19 protein-coding genes and 1 pseudogene are annotated in these 17,671 nt (G+C 62.4%); 5 read left to right on the top strand and 15 right to left on the bottom strand.

The annotated features are described in order from the left end of the window. Positions 1-121: 121 nt before the first annotated feature. On the bottom strand, positions 122-766 hold the full coding sequence (locus GT370_RS17785; RefSeq protein WP_039885418.1) for an NrsF family protein: 645 nt from the start codon (positions 764-766) through the stop codon (positions 122-124). Further along, a complete protein-coding gene (locus tag GT370_RS17780; RefSeq protein ID WP_039885417.1) occupies positions 756-1,325 on the bottom strand; it encodes an RNA polymerase sigma factor in 570 nt (189 codons plus the stop codon). Before GT370_RS17780 ends, GT370_RS17785 begins: the two co-directional genes overlap by 11 nt. 388 nt (positions 1,326-1,713) lie before the next feature. On the opposite strand from GT370_RS17780, the gene GT370_RS17775 reads away from it, so the two are divergent. Genes GT370_RS17775 through GT370_RS17760 form a run of 4 tightly spaced genes read left to right on the top strand, consistent with a single transcriptional unit; the run spans position 1,714 to position 4,018 of the window. Then, entirely contained in the window at positions 1,714-2,019 is a 306-nt protein-coding gene (locus GT370_RS17775; RefSeq protein ID WP_008495212.1) for a BufA1 family periplasmic bufferin-type metallophore, read from the top strand. A 1-nt stretch (position 2,020) separates the two neighbouring features. Next, a complete protein-coding gene (gene bufB, locus GT370_RS17770) occupies positions 2,021-2,866 on the top strand; it encodes an MNIO family bufferin maturase (protein ID WP_008495211.1) in 846 nt (281 codons plus the stop codon). Continuing rightward, a complete protein-coding gene (locus GT370_RS17765) occupies positions 2,850-3,560 on the top strand; it encodes an HvfC/BufC N-terminal domain-containing protein (RefSeq protein WP_168118445.1) in 711 nt (236 codons plus the stop codon). The genes bufB and GT370_RS17765 overlap by 17 nt, the downstream gene beginning before the upstream one ends. Positions 3,561-3,580: 20 nt before the next feature. After that, the gene (locus tag GT370_RS17760) at positions 3,581-4,018 is read left to right on the top strand and encodes a DoxX family protein (protein ID WP_270183480.1); all 438 of its coding nucleotides are present in this window, start codon (positions 3,581-3,583) and stop codon (positions 4,016-4,018) included. A gap of 49 nt (positions 4,019-4,067) precedes the next feature. On the opposite strand, the gene GT370_RS17755 is transcribed toward GT370_RS17760, so the two are convergent. The 11 genes from GT370_RS17755 to GT370_RS21680 form a co-directional block, all read right to left on the bottom strand. Continuing rightward, positions 4,068-4,328 carry a hypothetical protein gene (locus GT370_RS17755; protein WP_144052813.1) on the bottom strand — a complete coding sequence of 87 codons (261 nt, stop codon included), beginning with the start codon at positions 4,326-4,328 and terminating at the stop codon, positions 4,068-4,070. Between the two features lie 319 nt (positions 4,329-4,647). Beyond that, entirely contained in the window at positions 4,648-5,469 is an 822-nt protein-coding gene (locus GT370_RS17750) for an amidohydrolase family protein (protein WP_168118444.1), read from the bottom strand. A 17-nt stretch (positions 5,470-5,486) separates the two neighbouring features. Then, positions 5,487-6,725, bottom strand: coding sequence for an MFS transporter (locus GT370_RS17745; RefSeq protein WP_039885414.1), 1,239 nt, complete (start codon positions 6,723-6,725; stop codon positions 5,487-5,489). A 33-nt stretch (positions 6,726-6,758) separates the two neighbouring features. Further along, positions 6,759-7,490 (bottom strand): GntR family transcriptional regulator, encoded by a 732-nt coding sequence (locus tag GT370_RS17740; RefSeq protein ID WP_270183479.1) that lies wholly within the window; start codon positions 7,488-7,490, stop codon positions 6,759-6,761. A gap of 345 nt (positions 7,491-7,835) precedes the next feature. After that, a complete protein-coding gene (locus GT370_RS17735) occupies positions 7,836-8,294 on the bottom strand; it encodes an AI-2E family transporter (protein WP_270183478.1) in 459 nt (152 codons plus the stop codon). Between the two features lie 2 nt (positions 8,295-8,296). Further along, positions 8,297-8,692, bottom strand: coding sequence for an AI-2E family transporter (locus GT370_RS17730; RefSeq protein ID WP_270183477.1), 396 nt, complete (start codon positions 8,690-8,692; stop codon positions 8,297-8,299). Positions 8,693-8,696: 4 nt separating this feature from the next. Next, positions 8,697-9,692, bottom strand: coding sequence for a lysylphosphatidylglycerol synthase domain-containing protein (locus GT370_RS17725; RefSeq protein WP_270183476.1), 996 nt, complete (start codon positions 9,690-9,692; stop codon positions 8,697-8,699). Beyond that, on the bottom strand, positions 9,664-10,227 hold the full coding sequence (locus GT370_RS17720) for a PqiC family protein (RefSeq protein ID WP_008495201.1): 564 nt from the start codon (positions 10,225-10,227) through the stop codon (positions 9,664-9,666). The genes GT370_RS17725 and GT370_RS17720 overlap by 29 nt, the downstream gene beginning before the upstream one ends. A gap of 18 nt (positions 10,228-10,245) precedes the next feature. Beyond that, complete coding sequence (locus tag GT370_RS17715) at positions 10,246-11,883, bottom strand: PqiB family protein (RefSeq protein WP_270183475.1); 1,638 nt, start codon at positions 11,881-11,883, stop codon at positions 10,246-10,248. Then, positions 11,880-12,977, bottom strand: a complete 1,098-nt coding sequence (locus tag GT370_RS17710) for a paraquat-inducible protein A (protein WP_008495199.1) — start codon at positions 12,975-12,977, stop codon at positions 11,880-11,882. Before GT370_RS17710 ends, GT370_RS17715 begins: the two co-directional genes overlap by 4 nt. A gap of 999 nt (positions 12,978-13,976) precedes the next feature. Further along, complete coding sequence (locus GT370_RS21680; RefSeq protein ID WP_144052811.1) at positions 13,977-14,192, bottom strand: DUF2934 domain-containing protein; 216 nt, start codon at positions 14,190-14,192, stop codon at positions 13,977-13,979. A gap of 285 nt (positions 14,193-14,477) precedes the next feature. Between GT370_RS21680 and GT370_RS17700 the strand changes: the two genes are divergently transcribed. Beyond that, positions 14,478-14,642 carry a hypothetical protein gene (locus GT370_RS17700; protein WP_168118443.1) on the top strand — a complete coding sequence of 55 codons (165 nt, stop codon included), beginning with the start codon at positions 14,478-14,480 and terminating at the stop codon, positions 14,640-14,642. 235 nt (positions 14,643-14,877) lie between these two features. Here GT370_RS17700 and GT370_RS17695 read toward each other — a convergent pair. Then, positions 14,878-16,878, bottom strand: a pseudogene (locus GT370_RS17695) (FdhF/YdeP family oxidoreductase). Between the two features lie 414 nt (positions 16,879-17,292). Beyond that, on the bottom strand, positions 17,293-17,439 hold the full coding sequence (locus GT370_RS17685; protein WP_168118442.1) for a hypothetical protein: 147 nt from the start codon (positions 17,437-17,439) through the stop codon (positions 17,293-17,295). Positions 17,440-17,671: the final 232 nt, after the last annotated feature.

Here is a 17,671-nt window from a genome sequence, read left to right as displayed (position 1 = left end):
AACTTACAGCATCAAGCTAAAAGCTTGATGCTGTAAATAGTTAGGAAACCATCAACGGTCGGCCCGCGCGGGAGAGACCGGCGCCATTACCACGGCGCTTCCCTCCCAAGGGAAAGAACCTCTATCCGAGGGTATTCAATCCCAGCCGCACCGTCAGTGCGCCGAGCAGGGTGAAGAGCGCGACACTGCCCATCTGCCAGACCAGCAGCGTCATCATCGTGTCCGCCGCATGGAACAGCGGCAGTACGAGTTCGGCGGCGGCAGCGGCGGCCAGGGTGCCGCACAGGCAGGCATGAGTCGGCCGGAATTTCGCGCTGCGGCGCAGCAGCCATACCATCGCCGCGGCCGGGACCAACGCGGTCATGGCGATGGCTGGCACACACTGCCAGTCGGCATGCAACACCAGCGCGGCACCGTCCGTTTGCACCGAGAGCACGAAACATTGCCGCCCCAGCGCAGTCAGCCATAGGAGAAAACCCGCCATGGGCATGAAAAGTTTCCACACTGGCTGGTCCGGCCGCCCGGCGCAGAAGGCGGCGTAGGCGGAACTCAACATCGTCGCCGCCGCCAGCCCTTCGGTCAGCATGAAGCGCGGCTGTACGAGCAGGACGGCAAGGTCCGGACGCAGCTTCATCATCAGTGTCACGGCCGCCAACACCGGCAGCGTGACCAACAGCCAGCGCGCCATCAAGGCACCGGGTGACGGCAGCCGGCGAACAGGCGCCAGGTTCCGCGCCAACCGCTCAACTAAATCCTCACTCTTCATCCGTGCCCCCTTTCAGGGCCTGTTTCAGCCGCTGCACGGCGCGAAACGATGCCACTTTCAGCGCCGCCACGCTCATCCCGGTTTCAACCATGGCCTCCTTCAGCGAAAGCTGGCGGATTTTAAGCAGCCCCAGCACCTGCCGGTCGCGCGCGCCCAAACTGGCCAGCGCTTTTCGCAGCCCCGCCTGTTCCACATCTTGTTCCTGTGTGCCCTGCGTCATCAATGCGCCGGTATCTGCTGGCATATCTTCAAGCGCCGTCTCGCGTCCGGCGTGGCGATGGCGGCGGCGGCGAATCTCCGCGCCGCGCAGCTTGAGAATGCCGAACAGGAAGGGCTGCAGGGGGCTGGCCGGGTCGTAGAGATGACGGCTCTGGTGCAGGGCAAGCAACGTTTCCTGCACCATATCTTCAATGTCGGCGGCGCTGGAGGCCGGCCAACGCCCCCGCGCCCGCCGGCGCAGCCAAGGGAGCGCCGCAGCCAACAGAGCGGCATAGGCGCGCTGGTCTCCGGCCTGGGCCGCCGCCATCCAGATCCGCCAGTTGGGGTCTTCTTCTGCCATCCGCCCTCTTGCCGCGGGTAAGGCTACCGGCTGGACGCTCATATGCCAATCCGTTTGGGCCCTATTCATTGGTCAGCGCCAGTGTCGCGCGCACCGCGGCATTGAACATCATCGTGGATTTTCTTTTCAAGCGCGCGGCGCCGGACCATCCGAATGCCGCCACGGAACTGTTCGTGCGCAGGCGCGCTAAGGTTACAGAGGTCTTGAATATATTTTCATGGCCGGAGGATTTTCGCGCCCCTGGCGTCAATGCTGGAGGCGTTGCCGCTCCAACCGCGCCGCCCCAGACCTCCAGATCATTTTTCCCGAGGGCGCGTAACCTTTTCGCCGCCGGTTGCGAACAACCTCATGCAGCCGCCACTCCGGCGGCGCAGAGCAGGAGATACGCATGGAACGCCGTTTCGTTACCGCCAAAATTCTCACCGCCGCCATCGGGCTGGCCGCCGCCGCGCCGGTTATCGCCGCCGCCCAGACCATGACCCCCACACAGCAGGCCAACAAGATGAAGATGGCCACCGAGCATTTGCAGAAATGCTATGGCGTCAACGCCATCGGCCGGAATGATTGCGCCGCCGGGGCGCATTCCTGTGCCGGCCAGGCGACGATGGCGCGCGACCCCGCCTCCTTCGTGCTGCTGCCGCAAGGCGATTGCGAGAAGATCGCCGGCGGCTCCCTGACCCCGGGCAAAGCCTGAAATGGGCGCGCCGCTCGCCGCCGGGATCGGGCTTCGCCTGCCTCATCACCAGGAATTTCTGGCCTCCCGGCCGGAGATCGCCTGGGTGGAGGTGCATAGCGAGAATTACCTGAGCGGCCCGGCGGCGGCGGCGCTGGAGCGGGTCCGGGCTGACTACCCGGTCTCGCTGCACGGGGTCGGGCTTTCCCTCGGCAGTGCCGAGGGGCTCGATGCCGCGCATCTCGCCCGGCTGCGCGCGCTGGCGCAACGGATCGAACCGGCTTTGCTGTCGGAGCATCTGGCCTGGACCGGGGCCGGCGGCACGCATCTGGCGGATCTGTTGCCCTTGCCCTTGCATGAGGAGAGCCTTGAGGTCGTCTGCCGCAACGTGCTGCGCGGGCAGGAGGCGCTGGGCCGCCCCATCCTGGTCGAGAACCCTTCGACCTGTCTGCAATTCGCTGAATCCAGCATTCCCGAACCGGAATTTCTGACGGCCCTGTGCCAGCGCACCGGCTGCGGGATGATCTGCGACATCAACAATATCTTTGTCAGCGCGCATAATCACGGCTGGGACGCGCGGGCTTATTTGCGCGCCCTGCCCGCCGCGGCGGTGGGGGAATATCACCTTGCCGGCCATGCGCCGGGCGAGGATGAGGCCGAGGGGCTGCTGCTGGACACGCATGACCGCCCCGTCGCCGGCGATGTCTGGGCGCTGTTCCAGACCGCGCTGGAGATAATCGGCCCGCGCCCGGTGATGATCGAGCGCGATGCCAGATTGCCGCCTTTGTCCGCCCTGCTGGCCGAGGCGGCGCAGGCGCAGTCAATGCTCGCGGCGTGTGGCGGGGGCCAGCATGCCCTCGTTGCGTGAACGCCAGGCCGCCTTCCAGGCCGCGTTGTTGGCGCCCGCCGCGCCCGGCGCGGCGCCGGGGCTGGCGGTGTACCGGAATAATCTGCGCGGCAATCTGGCGTTGGTTCTGCGCCTCGCCTTTCCCGCCACGCAAAAGCTACTCGGAGATGCCGCCTTCAACGCCCTGGCGGCGGATTTTTGTCTGACGCACCCGCCGCGCGACGCGGATTTGCACCGCTACGGCGCCACCTTCCCCGCCTTTCTGGCAGACAGCGCCGCCCAGGCGCGCCTGCCAGAGCTAGCCGACCTCGCCTGGCTGGACTGGTCTGTGCATCGCGCGCTGCACGCGCAGGACGCGCCGCCGCTCGACCCCGCCAGCCTCGCCAACGCACCCGAGACGCTGGTGTTTCTCCCGCGCCCGTCGCTGTCCTTGCTAACCTTGCGGCGCGATGTGCGGCCGCTCTGGGCGGCGTTGCTGAGCGGCGCGGAGCACCCGCCGGCGGATGACAATATCGAACAGATCGCGCTGCTGCACGGGCCGGAGGGGATCGAGATGCATGAGCTGGACCAGACGGCATTTTCGCTTGCCGTCATGCTGGCCAGCGCAGTCTCCCTGGAAGATGCCGCCAGCCATGCTGGAGATCACGCCGCCTCCGCCCTGGCGCAGTGCTTCACCCTCGGCCTGTTCAGCTTCTGGCGAGACGCTCAATCATGAATGTCAAAGGAGGCCCTATCATGTCGCATGGTCTGTTGCGGAACGGGGCGCTCGCGCCTGTCGCCCTGATCCAGAAACTCATCGATTTGCTCGGCAGAATACCCTATTGGCTGGTGGCGCTCACCGCCCGCGTGGCGCTGGCAAACGTGTTTTTCAGCTCCGCCCAGACCCATCTCGCGAACTGGGACACCACGCTCTACATGTTTGCCACGTCCTATCAGGTGCCGTTGCTGCCGCCGACATTCGCCGCCCACCTCGCGGTGGCGCAGGAGGTTGCGCTGCCGCCCTTGCTGCTGCTCGGGCTGGGCACGCGTTTCGCCGCGCTGGCGCTGCTGGGCATGACGGCGGTGATCGAGATTTTCGTCTATCCCCAGGCCTGGCCTACGCATATTCAATGGGCGGCGATGATGCTGGTGCTGATTTCGCAAGGGGCGGGCTGCTGTCGCTTGATGCGCTGATTGCCCGTTTCTGCCAGGGGCGCGCGCCAGGCGCGCCGGAGTAAAGGATTCAGCCGACGCGATACCCAACGAACATTCCATCCAGTTCGGTATGGAAGAGGTAATTGGCGTAATTGCTCAGCGTCTTCACCGCCATGGCCAGAATAATTTCCCGCGCATGGTGGTCGGCAGAGCCGGCGGCGCGGAAGGCGTCGAGATCTTTTTTGGGCTGACAAACCGTGCATATCGAAAATAGGCTGCGTGAATCTCGCGCATGCTGGCAGTTTCGGATCGTTGATTGTGCCGTCACTGCGCAGTGCCGCCGGAACATCGGCGGGAAGCTTGGACATCTTATCCGCGATCATGCTGTGCGCGCCGTGCAGTAATTGCACCTGTTGGCCCTTCTGATCACCAGAAATACCACCTCCTGCTCACCCGGATAAAAACCTGGAGTCGGCCGCTTCTTGCTTGAACGCAGTTCCGTCTCGGTTCGAGCCATTACGCCGGAACGGATGCTACGCCCCCGCCACAAGCCCCTTCCCGGCTGCCGGTGGTGTGTAGGAGGCCTGGGGCACGACCTCATACAAGGATTCGCTCTCAGCCAGGCAGGCGGCTTTCAGGCGTGACGCTCTGGTCGCGGCAGACACGTATCAGGCCAAGCCGGGCGGTTCAAAACCATAGAGGGCGCGCGCGGTGGTCGCCGTCAGTGCGGCCAGTGCAGCGCTGTCTGCGCCAACGGCGTCACAAATCTCATCCAGGCTGCGCCGCGGGTCGGCGCGATTTTCGAATTGCGTATGCGGCCAGTCGGAGCCCCAGAGCAGACGCGCCGCGCCAAACGCCTTCCAATAGGCGCGCAGCAGCGTCCGCACCGCGGCGCCCGGCGGCAGGAACCGGTAGGGAGCGGAGATTTTCACATAGACACGCCCTGTCTGCGCCAGCTTCAGGATTTGGCGCACGACGGCATGGTCCGGCTCGCCGCCCGGCGGCAGGCCGTAATGGTCCAGCACCACGTGCGGCAGCGTCTCCAGCAGCGCCGTCAGCAGCGCCAGCGCGTCCTCGCCCCGGCACTGAATTTCGGCATGCAGCCCCGCCCCGGCGAGACGCTGCAATTGCGCGCGCCACCCCGCACTGCGGAAATCCGGCAAGGCCCGGCCGATCAGGTTGAAGCGCACCGCCCGCACACCGGCGGCGAACAACGCCGAAAGCGCCGATGCCGGCGTCACCTCGGGAATCACCGCAACCCCGCGCAGCCGCCCCTGGGACTGGACCAGACAATCCAGAAGATAGCTGTTATCCACGCCCAGAAAGCTCGGCTGCACCAGCACGCCCTGCGCCATCCCCATCCGGTCCAGAAACGCCAGATAGTCAGCCAGCGTGGCATCGGCCATCGGGGCGTAACGGCGCCCTTCGGCCAATTTGAGGCCACGATGGAAGACATGGGCGTGCGCATCGACGCCGTGAACAAACCGCACTTCAATTTTCTCCTGGGTCAATCGGCCTCGGCCGGGATCGTATCGGCGAGCGCGCGCTGCCGGGTTTCCGGCAGCATGGCCACCGCGAGCACCACAAGCGCGTAACACCCCGCCGCCGACACACCAATCGCCGTGCCGAGCGGTACGGAGCGACTCACGATACCGACCAGTAACGGAAAGAAGGAGGCGACCACACGGCCAAAATTATAGCAGAACCCAACCGCCGTCCCCCTGGTGCCGGCCGGGAACAGCTCAGTGAACAAGGCGCCCATGCTGGAGGGAATGCCGGCGGCGAAAAAGCCAACCGGAAAGCCGATGATCAGCATTTCCGTATCATTCAGCGGCAGCAGCAGATACAGCGCCACGCTGAGCGCCGAGCAGACCGCGAAAAGCGAAATATTGCGCCGCCTACCGATCCGGTCGATCAGCGCCGCCGAGGCAAGGCAGCCGCAGAAGAACGCCACGATGATCACCGCCAGATACAGCGACGTATGCGTCACCGACAAATGCCGAGACGTTTTCAGATAGGTCGGCAGGAAGGTCGTCAACGCATAATAGCCGCCATGCGCGCCCACCGCGAGCAGGCAGCTCAGCACCGTCATACGCAGCACTTCCGGCCGGAAAATCCCCAGAAAGGGCATCGGCTGAACGGCTTTCCCGGCCTGATGAACGGGCTCCGGCACGGCGCGCTGCACGAAGAGGATCAGCAGCGCCGGCAGCAGGCCGATGCCAAACAGCACGCGCCAGGAGAGCGCTTCCGGCAAGAGATAGAAACAGGCGCCATAGGCGAGAACGGAGGCCCCCCAGCCCACCGCCCAGGCACTTTGAACGCCGGCCAGGGCGCGGCCGCGCCAAGCCGGGCGGATGGTCTCGCTCATCAATACCGCCCCCGCGGCCCACTCACCGCCAAAGCCCAGCCCCTGCAGGGCTTTCAGCACCAGCAGCTGGTCGAAATTCTGCGCCAGGGCGGACAGGCCCGTGGCCAGAGAGAACCACAGGATCATCACCTGCAGCGCCCTCACCCGGCCGATCTTGTCGGAAATGGCGCCCCCCAGCCATCCGCCAAACGCCGAGGCGAACAAGGCGGCACTGCCCAGCGCGCCGATATCGGCGCGCCCGACATGGAAAGCCGTCATCAGCGCCGGGATCGCCAGGGTAAAGACCATGAAGTCGAACGCATCCAGCCCCCAGCCGCCAAAGCAGGCCCAGAATGTACGGCGCTCCACAGGCGTCAGTTTTGAAATGAAAATAGCCACGCTTCCCCCTTTGGGCTTTTTAACCAGCCCGTTTCAGATGAATTTGATCAGCGAATATCGACGCGATAGCGGAACCGGTCCCCCGCCCCAGGAGCGCCGCCATTCGATCGGCTGCCCGGTACAATCCAGCGCCAAGCGCTCAATTTCCACGATGGGGCTGCCGAGGGCGATGCCAAGATGCGCCGCGATTTCGGCATTGGCGGTTGCCACGGCCAGGGATTCCCGCGCGGAGGTGACGATCTGGCCGCAGAGGCGCTCATAAAGCGGATAGAGCAACGGGCCGAATTCCTCGATCGGCAAATCGGCCAACAGCGCAAACCGTGTGGCGGGCAAGCGAATTTCCTCGACCAGCACGACCTCGCCATCGATGCGTCTGAGCCGGTTCAGCCCCAGCACGGGCTCACCGGGCGCCAGCCGCAACAAGTCGGCCAGACCCGCATCCGCCTGCAAGCCCCGCCGGGAGAGAATATGCGAGTCAGGCACGCGGCGCCGCCCCTCGCGGTCCTCATGCCGAAAGAAGCGGAACAGGGACGCATCGAAGCTCGCGCGCCGCAGGAAGGTTCCCCTGCCCTGCTGGCGCACCAGCACACCCTCCGCAACCAGGACATCCAACGCCTTGCGCACCGTGCCAACCGCGACGCCCAGGCTCTCGCAGAGCTCGTTCTCACTCGGTAAGGCGGCATCTGGGCTCCATTCACCGGTCTGGATCCGGTGCAGAAAATCGTCGCGAAGCTGCTGATATAAAGGCAGTCTCGTATCAATCACGGCGCTTCCTCTGGTTCTATATAGAACTATATATGCAACTTTTCAGACATCGTCCATAGGCTTCATGAGACGCCCCAACCTTCCTCGCCCCCCTGGCCCCATGCCGGGCGTCGCTATCTGGCGCACTACGAAAATCTCACAGAACCTGCCTCTGAAGGATAATACGCCTAACCTGTGTGAGCCTTCTTGTCGGCAAGCGAATGGGGCGAGCAGCCCCATGCGGTAGCACTGGCGATAATTGCCTCGAAATCCTCGGCGAGGCGGCGACACCGGCCGAGCCAGACGAAGCTTCTCTCGACAGCTTCAGCAGCCCTACACCGGCTTACGCCGGCGGAATCTTTGCTGCTAGAGCAACATCCAATCAAACGGACTCGTTTGATCGGATAAAGTTGCTCGCTCAAACAAAAAGCTAGAGCGTATTCCGTGCACCAGCGTGAACGGAATACGCTCTAGCTTCCCGACAGTAGAGGCGACGATGACCGCCGGTATGCCGGCGAGGATGGCGCCGACATAAGGCACGAAGGTCAACAGCCCCGCCAGCACCCCCAGCGCCAACGGCAGTGGAATGCCGAGCAGCGCCAAGCCGGTCATCGACAGGACACCGACCACGCCCATGTCCACCATCTGCCCGAGCATCCAATAGCGCAGCGTCTGGCAGAGCTGGAAGGCGATGTCCTCCGCGCGGCGGCGGCGGGGCACAGGCAGCAGACGGATGATGCCGCGCAGATAGAGATCCGGCGAAATCGCCAAATACAGCGTCGTGGCCAGCAGCAGCAGGATACCGCCGCCGGTGCCAAAGGTCATCGTCAGTAGTTTCGGCGCCAGCGGTGCGATGGCGAAATCCCCTTGGCCGCCATCGCCCGGCGCGCCATCTGCCCCCAGAAGCCCTGATCCTGTTGCAAATGCCCGACATAATGCTGGATCTGGAGGATCAATTGCTGGCCCTCGCTGACAAAGCGTGGCCCGAAATACCAGCCGAACCCGCAGCACACAGAAACCAGCAGCAGGATGATCACTGCCAAAGCGCCGCCAACCGGCAGGCGGGTGTAACGGGCCAGAAGCAGCGCCGCGCCGCGCAGCAACACCGCGAGCAGGATCGCGGCGAAGACCAGCATCACCACATCCGACAAGGTCCAGAGCAGCGCGGCGGTCGCGACTGCCGCCAGCAGCCATCCCAGCCCCCGCATGTCGGTGGCGGGCATCGGCTCAGGCCTCCTTCGCCTGCTGGCGCAAACGCCGCGCCTCCACCCCCTGCCAGATCGCCAATGCCGGCGCGCCGATCAGAATATCCCGCGCGCGGCGGATGAAGGAAAGGGCGAGGGAGAGATGCGGCGGCACGCCAAAAGCGCCGCCAATGGCGATATAGGCCAGCTCCTGCACCCCCAGCGCCGCCGGGACCAGAAAAGCCACCGCCAGTACGCTGCTCAGCAGGCTCTCAATACCCAGCGCTGCCACCGGGCTCACCGGCGCGCCAAGAAAATGATAAGCCAGCCAGATATTGCCGGCCCCGGCGCACCAGGCCAGGAAATGGATCAAGGCGGCTAGCGCCAGGCGCGGCCTGTCATGCAGCAGCTTGGTGGTCTGCGCCTGAATCGCCTCGGCCTCGCGCGGCGCGCTCTTGGTCCAGGGGCGCAGCAGCCGCGTCACCGCGCCGCGCGCCAGCCGCGCCAGCCGGCGCCGGACGAGATAGCCGCCCCCCGCCCCGGCCAGCAGCAGCACCAGCCCGCCCGCCAGCGGCCAAATCAGCCAATTATGCGGGGCGCGCGCCAACAGCAACCCGAGCCCGATCAGGATAAACGGCACCAGCCCCGCCGCTTCGCAGATCATGTCCGCAAGGCTGGAGGCAGCGGCGCGCGGCAGGCTGGCGCCGCCCAGCATCACCGCGCGGGTGCCAAATACCAGCCCGCCAATCTCCGAGAACGGCAGGCAAGTCTCGCCGCCCTCGCGCACCAGCCGGCCCCAGACCGTCAGCCAGAACGGCGCGCCGGGAAGAAGCACCCGCCACGCGCCGGCCAGGATGATAAACACCGCCAGCTGCCAGAGCAGGATCGCCGCCAGCCCGCCTGGGCCGAGCGTGGACAAGGCATGCAGCACCTTGCCAGCCCCCAGCCAAAGCACCGCCGCCGTGGCCAGCCCCAGCCGGCGAGAAACAAGGCGATGACAATGCCCCTCCTCATACCCGCCCCGCCAGCCGAGCGGCAATCTGGTCGCCGAGGGCGCCGAGGGCGCGGCTCATGCTCCGCGCCTCGTCAGCCCTCCCTTGGCCGCCATCGAAGCGCTGCGAAAACCGGCCTTGCGCCAGTACCCGCTGCCCGTCGGGGCCCAGCGCGGTCCAGTCCGCGCGCAGGCGCACCTGGCCTTTCGCATCGGGCATGAACTCCTGCACCGTTACCTGCAGGCTGGCGGCGCCCTCTGGCGGCAGCGGGTCGCCGGGCATCAGCACATCCGTGCGCGTCAGCCGTGCCGCCAGATCCTGCGCCAGCACGATCCGCGCCATCGGCCCCAGCGGCCCGGCCCATTGGGTATTGCCCGCGACATGCAGCACCCCCGGCGCCGCACCGGTGGTCAGGTGCAGCCTGTCGATCGCCGGCGGAATGTCGATGGCGCTGACCGCGAGAGCCTTCAGCCCACAGGCCGGCCGCGCCACGCCCGGCACCGGGACGAGCGCCAGATAGGTGGTGGGCTTGCCGGCGCAGGCGGAAAGCAGGAGCAGCAGAAACAGTACGGTTCGTCGCATCGTCAATCCCCCGCCCGGTCAGCAGCGCGCCGGGATGGCTGGTGAGAAAATCGGAGAGCGCGCGCAGCGAGCGCGCCGCCTCGGACAGCTGGTAAAGCGTCTGCGGCAGGTCGCCGCTATCCGCCGCCGCATTACCCTGGCGCTGCGCCGCCAGTAGGTTCCGCGCATCGCGCAGCGCGTGCTGGCCTGATCGGCGCTTTGTTGAACCGCGCTGAGAAGGGCTGGCAGTTGCGCATCGGCCCGGCGGGTGATGTCGTCGATATGGCGCATCGTCTGGTCAAGATGGCGCAGCGTGCGCCGGGTCTGCGCCGAACCGGTGAGGCTGGCGATATGGCGGGTGGCGCTCTGCACATTGGCGGCGATCTGGTCCAGCCGCATGCCGTTGACGCTGGCCAGCACCTGGTTGAGCTGGATGATGACGCCGCTGACATCGCCGCCGCCGGCACCGAAGCTGGGGATCAGAGGCGGCGTACCGGGCTGGATTGGGGCCGGGGGCGCATCCTTGGCCATCTCCAGCTGGATGATCTTGCCGCCCACCACCGGCACGCTGCTGCCCATCTCCGCCCGCAGCCCCTTGCCCACCAATGTCGCCAGCATGGCGTTGAGCCCGGCCGCATCCGCCACCCCGGCGCGCGCGGGGGAGAGGCTGAAGGTCACCCGCGTCTGCAGCGCGCCCTGCCCCGCGTCATAATGCAAGGCTACAGCGCTGACGCTGCCGGCCGGCGCCCCCTCGATCTGCACCGGCGCGCCGGGCTTGAGCCCGTGCGGCCCGCCGGGAAAAATTGCCGCGTAGCGCACCGCGTCCGGCCCCGGGGCATCCTGCGCCTGCGTCTTGCTGGCATACAGCGTGAAGGTGGCGCCCGTTTTTGCCGGCGCCGCGCCCGGGACAGGAGGCGTCTCGAACGCCACCGCCCCCATCAGCAGCGCCGGAACGGATTGTAATTGCACCCCTGGCCCGTCGCCACCCGCGGAGAGGCGCACCGCGCCAGCATTCCAGAAGCGCGTCCGCGCGGTGACCAGCCCCTCCCAGGGCGCCTTGATGAACAAGGCCATGTTGAAATGCCCGCCATCCGGCGCCATCGCCACGCTGGTTACCTGGCCGACATGATAGCCTTTGAAGAAAACCGGCGAGCCGGCGGAAAGATTGTCCAGCCGCGCGGCGGTGAGGGTGAGGGACAGGCCGGGCGGCGAGCCGCTCAATGCCGGCGGCGCCCCCAGCCCCTGGGCATGCGTGACCGTGGCGCCGGCATGCGGGTCCAGCATCACCACCGGACCGGAGACCATGTCCTTGATGTTGCTGAGATGCGCCAGGCTGAAGCTGGTACCAGCCAGCCAATAGCGCGTGCCCGCCCCCAGATGCCCGGCCATGCGATTGTCGAAATCCAGCGTCACCTGGAGCTTTTGCAGGTCTTTCTCCAGCCGCACGGCACTGACATGGCCGACCACATAGCCCTGATACTCAACCTTGGTGGTGCCGGCCCGCAAGCCGCCGGTCACCGGAAACGTCACCCGCACACGCGGCCCGTGATGCACGAAGGCGCTGAGGCTCAGCCAGCCGATAATGCCCACCGCCGCCAGCGGTACCGCCCAGATCAGCCCCGGCCATTTCGAGGGGCGGAATGCAGCCTGTTCGGGCGGTGGTGGGTTTTCGCTCATGCCCGCCGCTCCGCCGCCAGCCACATCGCCCGCGGGTCAAACAGCGAGGCCGCCAGCATGGTCAGCACCACCACTGCCAGGAAGGCGGGCAGAGCCTTGCCGACGAGAACGGCCAGCAGCCCGGAAAGATGCATCAACGGCAAAAACACCGAGACGGTGAAGACATCGATATGTGACCAGCGGCCGATCGTATTGATCAGCCGGTAGAGCCGGGTTTTCAGCCGCAGCCGGGCGCTGGAGCGGCGCTGAATGGAGAGCCCGAACCAGGCAAATGCGAAGAGTTTCAGCAGCGGGATCAGCACGCTGGCGCAAAAGATGATCGCGGCGAAGATCCACAGATTGGCCTGCACCAGCTTCAGCACGCCGGTGAGAATGGAATAGCCGGTAAGATCCCCCAGCACGTCGCTTGATTCCATCGGGTAAAGATAAGCGACCGGATAGAAGGCGAAGCCGGCCAGGGTGAGAGCCATGGCGCGCATCGGCGCATAGGGCCGGCAGCGCCACAGCGCTGCGCCGCAGCGCGGGCAAGGTTGGCCTTCGGCCAGCGGCGGCGCTGGATGGTCGCAACTGGTGCAGCAGATCATGTCCGGCGCGGCCTCGCGGGCAACGGGGCCGATGCGCCGCCAGATCTGCCGGCGCTCAAGCGCGGCGCGGGTCACCAGGGACAGGAAGGCCGCAGCAATAACGCAATAGCCGCCGGGGAGAATCCGCACCGGCAACTCCTGCACCACACGCTCATAGCCGATGAAGCCGCCAAAGACGAAAACATCCATCATCGCCCAGTTATCCAGCCGCTCCGCCCAGCGAAACCCACGCCCGAGCCACGAAGCCGGTCGGCCAAGCCAAAGCATGCCCAGCACCAGGCTGAGCAGACCAAAGCGCAAAAAGGGCAGAGCGATGATCTCCAGCCCGATGACGATGGCGGCCACTGGCCAGTCCTGCGCCCAGATTCCGACGACGCCGGAAGCGATATAACTATGGTTGGTTGCGGCGAGGATATTGACCTGCAGGATCGGCAGCAGATTGGCGGGAAATAGCAGCAGTAAGGTCGCCAGGCTACAGGCGAAAGCCAAGGTGAGGCTGCGCCCGTTCAATCGCTCCAGAGTGTGGCCGCACCGGACACAACGCAGCGAGCCGCCATACGCAACATCGGCCATTGACTGAATTTGTCCGCAATCGCGGCAGCCAACGAACTCCAATTCGGTTTTGCACGCAGCAAATGACGACACGTTATCATATTCCGTTAGACTTCCCGAGATTTTGGTGCTTTGGCGACAATAAGAATGGGGCTGAAGTTTAATTTTATGACACCCGACAAGCCATAGAGCTGAACTGGAAGGCCTCGCCGCCAAGAGCTGTGAAAAACAAGACGATTCGATACTCTCACTAAGCCGGGAAGAGCCTGATGACCGCACGAGGAACTAAAAGACAAGGTGAAGGCGAAAGCGGGACTCTAGAAAATTTGGCATAATCAAATACCTCGATCCATCAGATAAAAGACCGGGATATTTGAGTCGTGCAAAGATCTTGGCAGCGTGGAGTTTTGTCTTGGTTTTGCGGTACTGAACACGTGAAAGACGAGGAGCTCAAAATTACTCCAGCAATTAAGCTACAAAACGCCGCCGTAAACCATTAAAAATTTGTTCTATGAATATTCGAGTTCATGAAATTGCTGTAAAATTGTGGGTTGCCAAAAAATGCAAAGCAAAGGATAATCTTATGCCCAAAGAGTCACCTTTACTCGGAGGCGGATATGGCTATCGTATATGAACTGATAGACGTCCACGGCAACGTAATAATCCGGGAAGAATTCGACAAAATCTGCGACCTCAAGCACGTCAATCGCTGCCTCCGGCAAGCCAAGGCCCCGGGGGCAGAGACGATACCGCTGCGGATGGTTTGGTACGAGACGTCGCCAAAAGGCTAACATTTTTTGCATCTGCATAGCTTTGGAGACAGCGGGAGATCCAATTAACGCCAGCCATTATAAGCCGGATATCAAACTCACTTTTAAACTGCCGTGGCCGCAAACAATCATCAAGCCGAATTTTCCGGGTTACGAGCGATGGAAAAAATTCTTCATCATGCTCCAGCTACATGTGATTGAGCGGATCACTCGCTGGAAAACTGTCTTCACCAGCTTTCTCAACCATATGGCCCTGATTCTGTTTCGAAACGCGCCGGCTATATTCTGCTTCTGCCTGCCGCCAGAACTCCAGGTCCCTGCCCGCAGGACGACCCGCGTCATTCCAAAAATGACAAGCAATTTGCTCAATGTCCTTCTCGCGGTCATTTCGGTCATCTGACAAGATATATTCCTTTCAAGAGTGAGATATGGTATAGTAATCTAGTAGACCGCGCTGCGGGCAGCGCTTGGCTTTTCGCCACAAGGCCGCCAAGGGCAGGGAGAAATGAAATGCGACACCTTTTATACGCAAAGAATGTGAAGCCTGTGCGACTGAAAGATAGACGCTGTGGTCCGATCCCTAAATAATGCGCCGGATATAACTTAACGAAACATTCGTACGCAGAACAGTTAATAGCGGGTCACACGTTAAATAAAATAACCATCATGCTTTTGACAGGAGCAACAGATGTATGCCGATGAATTAATCCTCCGTCTGGACGGCCATTTTGGAACAAAATGGCGGCAGGGGGTGCAGGAGGAAACGCTGAAATTCCTCATCAATGAATGGGCGAGCGAATTGGTTGGAGCTGCTCTGGACCGCGCCATGGAAGATCTCCCGGAAGAAAAATAGCCGAAACACATTGGTCCTTCGTGTTATCTTCCGCATCGTCGATGCATAGCGGTTCAGTGGCTACAGTGTAAAAGTTGAAGCGATACCCTTCCCTTTCAGGTGCCGCTGATGACGAGGATCTATATATCAAACGCCGCGCAACCAGCCATGAATGAAAATGACGGGTTGGCCGAATCCCCGCCATCGCAATAAAGCTGTGTTCCGCCTTCGGCTCGTTCTTCATTTTAGCGTGAGTTTAGTTGGAGAGCTTGATGACCCTGATCGGAATTGATTTCGCCGCTGGCGTGAAGCTGCGCGCTGCATAATGCGACAATGGCATCAGCGCGTTGGCTTCTGGATAGTAAGAGGCGCAGCAACCAGGCAGGATGTCGTAACCGGTGGCACGGAATCTACTCATTTTATGCTCAATCCCGTCATCCCAAACCGTCTCAAGCATCAACATGTCGCCTTCGTCGATACCGAGCCGGATCATGTCGTCACGGTTCAGCAGCACCACCATGCGAGTACCCTTGATACCGCGGAACCTGTCATTATAGCCATAGATATTGGTGTTGAACTGATCATTGCTCCGTAACGTCGTCATCCGAAACACGTCACGGTGGCTATCCTGCGGATGAGGATCTTCCTTAAGGCCCTCCGGTGTGATGAAATTTGCCCGTTGGCTTTCGGTCTGCCAGATGCGCTCGCGGGCCTTGATCGGTCTGGGAAAACCGCCCGGCTGCCACATGCGGCGCTCCATATCGTGGAAAATCTCCGGGTAGGTTTCACCGAGTGCTGTGCGGATCCTGGAATAATCATCGGCCCAGCCCTCCCAGTCCATAAGGGGGTTGGGCGCCAGCGTGGCTTTCGCTAAGCCGGCAATAATCCTTGTTTCGGACAACAAGTTTGGACTCGCCGGCGGTTGGCGCCCGCGCGAGCCATGGATGCAGGCGATACTGTCCTCGACGGATACAGCCTGCGGGCCGGAAGGCTGGATATCCTCCTCGCTCCGGCTGAGGCAGGGCAGGATATATCCGACCTTGCCATGAATAAGATGATTGCGGTTGAGCTTGGTGGCAATGCTGACACTGAGCGGCAATTCCTGCCAAGCAGGTTCGATTCGCGTGCGGTCCGGTACGGAGCGGACAAGATTGCCGCCAAGTTGAAATACTGCCTGCAGCTTACCGTTCACCAACGCTTCGCATGCCTCAATGATATTCAGGACTTTTTTTCGAGGCGCTGCAAATCTATACTGAGCCTCGAGCCGATCAAGCGGGACCAGTTCTGGTTTCTCGCTGATCCCGACAGTGCGTTGACCTTGCACATTGGAATGACCCCGCACCGGACAGATACCCGTACCCCGCCGACCGATATTCCCGCGCAAAAGCAGGAGATTAACAAGGAGCTGAATTGTCTCGACACCGTTTTTGTGCTGGGTGAGGCCCATACCATAGCACGCCATGGCGCGCGGGGCGCGCGTGTAGACGACTGCGGCAGCTTCGATGGCTGTGCGCGATAATCCGGAGCGGCGGACGATGTCATCCCAATCATATTCATGCGCCGCAGCGGCAAACTTATCAAATCCTGCGCAATGGTCTTCGATGAACTCATGATCGATTACGCGAGCACTGCCCATTGCCTGCGCATTATCATCCATCTCAATGACCGCCTTGCACAACCCCATAAGAGCTGCGGCATCTCCACCGATCATTAATTGGTGATATTGTGTACTGATCTGTGTAGCGGGCTTTATCAGCATCTCTGCCGGTGATTGTGGATTTGCGAAGCGCTCCAGCCCACATTCGCGCAGCGGGTTGAAGGTTATGATCTGCACGCCTCGCCGGCGCGCGTCCTCTAGCTGATGCAGCATGCGCGGGCTGTTTGTGCCGGTATTCTGGCCAAAAAAGAAGATCAGATCGGTATGCTAACAATCTTTAAGCGTAACGGTTCCAACCGGCACGCCAATGGATTTGGTCAACGCAACGGATGTCGTTTCGTGACACATGTTCGAGCTGTCAGGCAAATTATTTGTGCCGTAGGCCCGGGCAAACAGGCTATACAGATATGAGGTCCCCAACGACGCGCGGCCGGATGTGTAAAATACAACGGAATCCCGATCGTAGCCCTTCAGAAGCTGGCCGATCTCCGCGAAAGCGGTTTCCCAGGAGACCTCTTCATAATGATTTTGCCCCGCCCGGATCCGCATCGGATGGGTAAGGCGGCCGGCCTGCTCCAGCTGAAAATCGCTCCACTCCATCAGCGCGGTCACGGAATGTTTGCGAAAAAATTCTAGCTCCACGCGGTTACGAGTGATCTCCCATGCGGTCGCCTTGGCGCAGTTCTCGCAGAACTCAAACAGATGAGGCTTTGCAGGCTTCGCCCAGGCGCAGCTCACGCAGGCAAAGCCATCAGGCTTGTTCTGGCGGCTGAGAACAGGCCGCGCTTTTAGGGGAACATGTTCGCGCAGCAGAATATTGCCGAGGGAATGAACCGAACCCCAGCCGCCAGACGCATTCTTATAGGGTTTGATACGCGCGCCGCGTCTCATGGAATACCTCCGTTGAATGTCTGTTCAGTTTCGTTTTTCCTGTAAAAGTTCGAGATTGGACCGTAGCGCTGGTAGCTCGGAGTCAGCGAAACGTCTAAGCGTATGGTTATGCCCTGCCGCAGCCTATTTATAGAAAAGCGCGATCTCCTTCTGCTCCACCTCCCGCGCCGTCGCGATGTAGGCGCGGTCGAACTGCTGCCCGGTCTTGTCTCGCAAGGCGTCCGTCGCTGGATGCTGGCCACTCAGCGGCACCGCGGTCGCGCTTCCCACTTTCGTGTGCGCCAAGCCTCTTAAAATGGTGTGATTTTTTTATGCTCGGGTGCGATCTTGTCCGCCAGGGAACGGGATTTTTCACCTCCTGCTTTTTCCGCCATATCAGCCAAATGGATTTGATCGGGCTGAGATTGTAAGCCGCCGTGATGAAATCCCAATCCTTCTCAGAAAAGGGAGGATTATCTTCGGATTCGCCCCAGGCGGACAATGTGAGCGCCGCCAGCAAAGC

Origin of the sequence: Acidocella sp. MX-AZ03 (assembly GCF_027626035.1) — a bacterium.
Classification (GTDB): Bacteria; Pseudomonadota; Alphaproteobacteria; order Acetobacterales; family Acetobacteraceae; genus Acidocella; species Acidocella facilis.
Note: the sequence above shows the minus strand (reverse complement) of the source record. Positions and strands in the feature narration are given on the sequence as shown.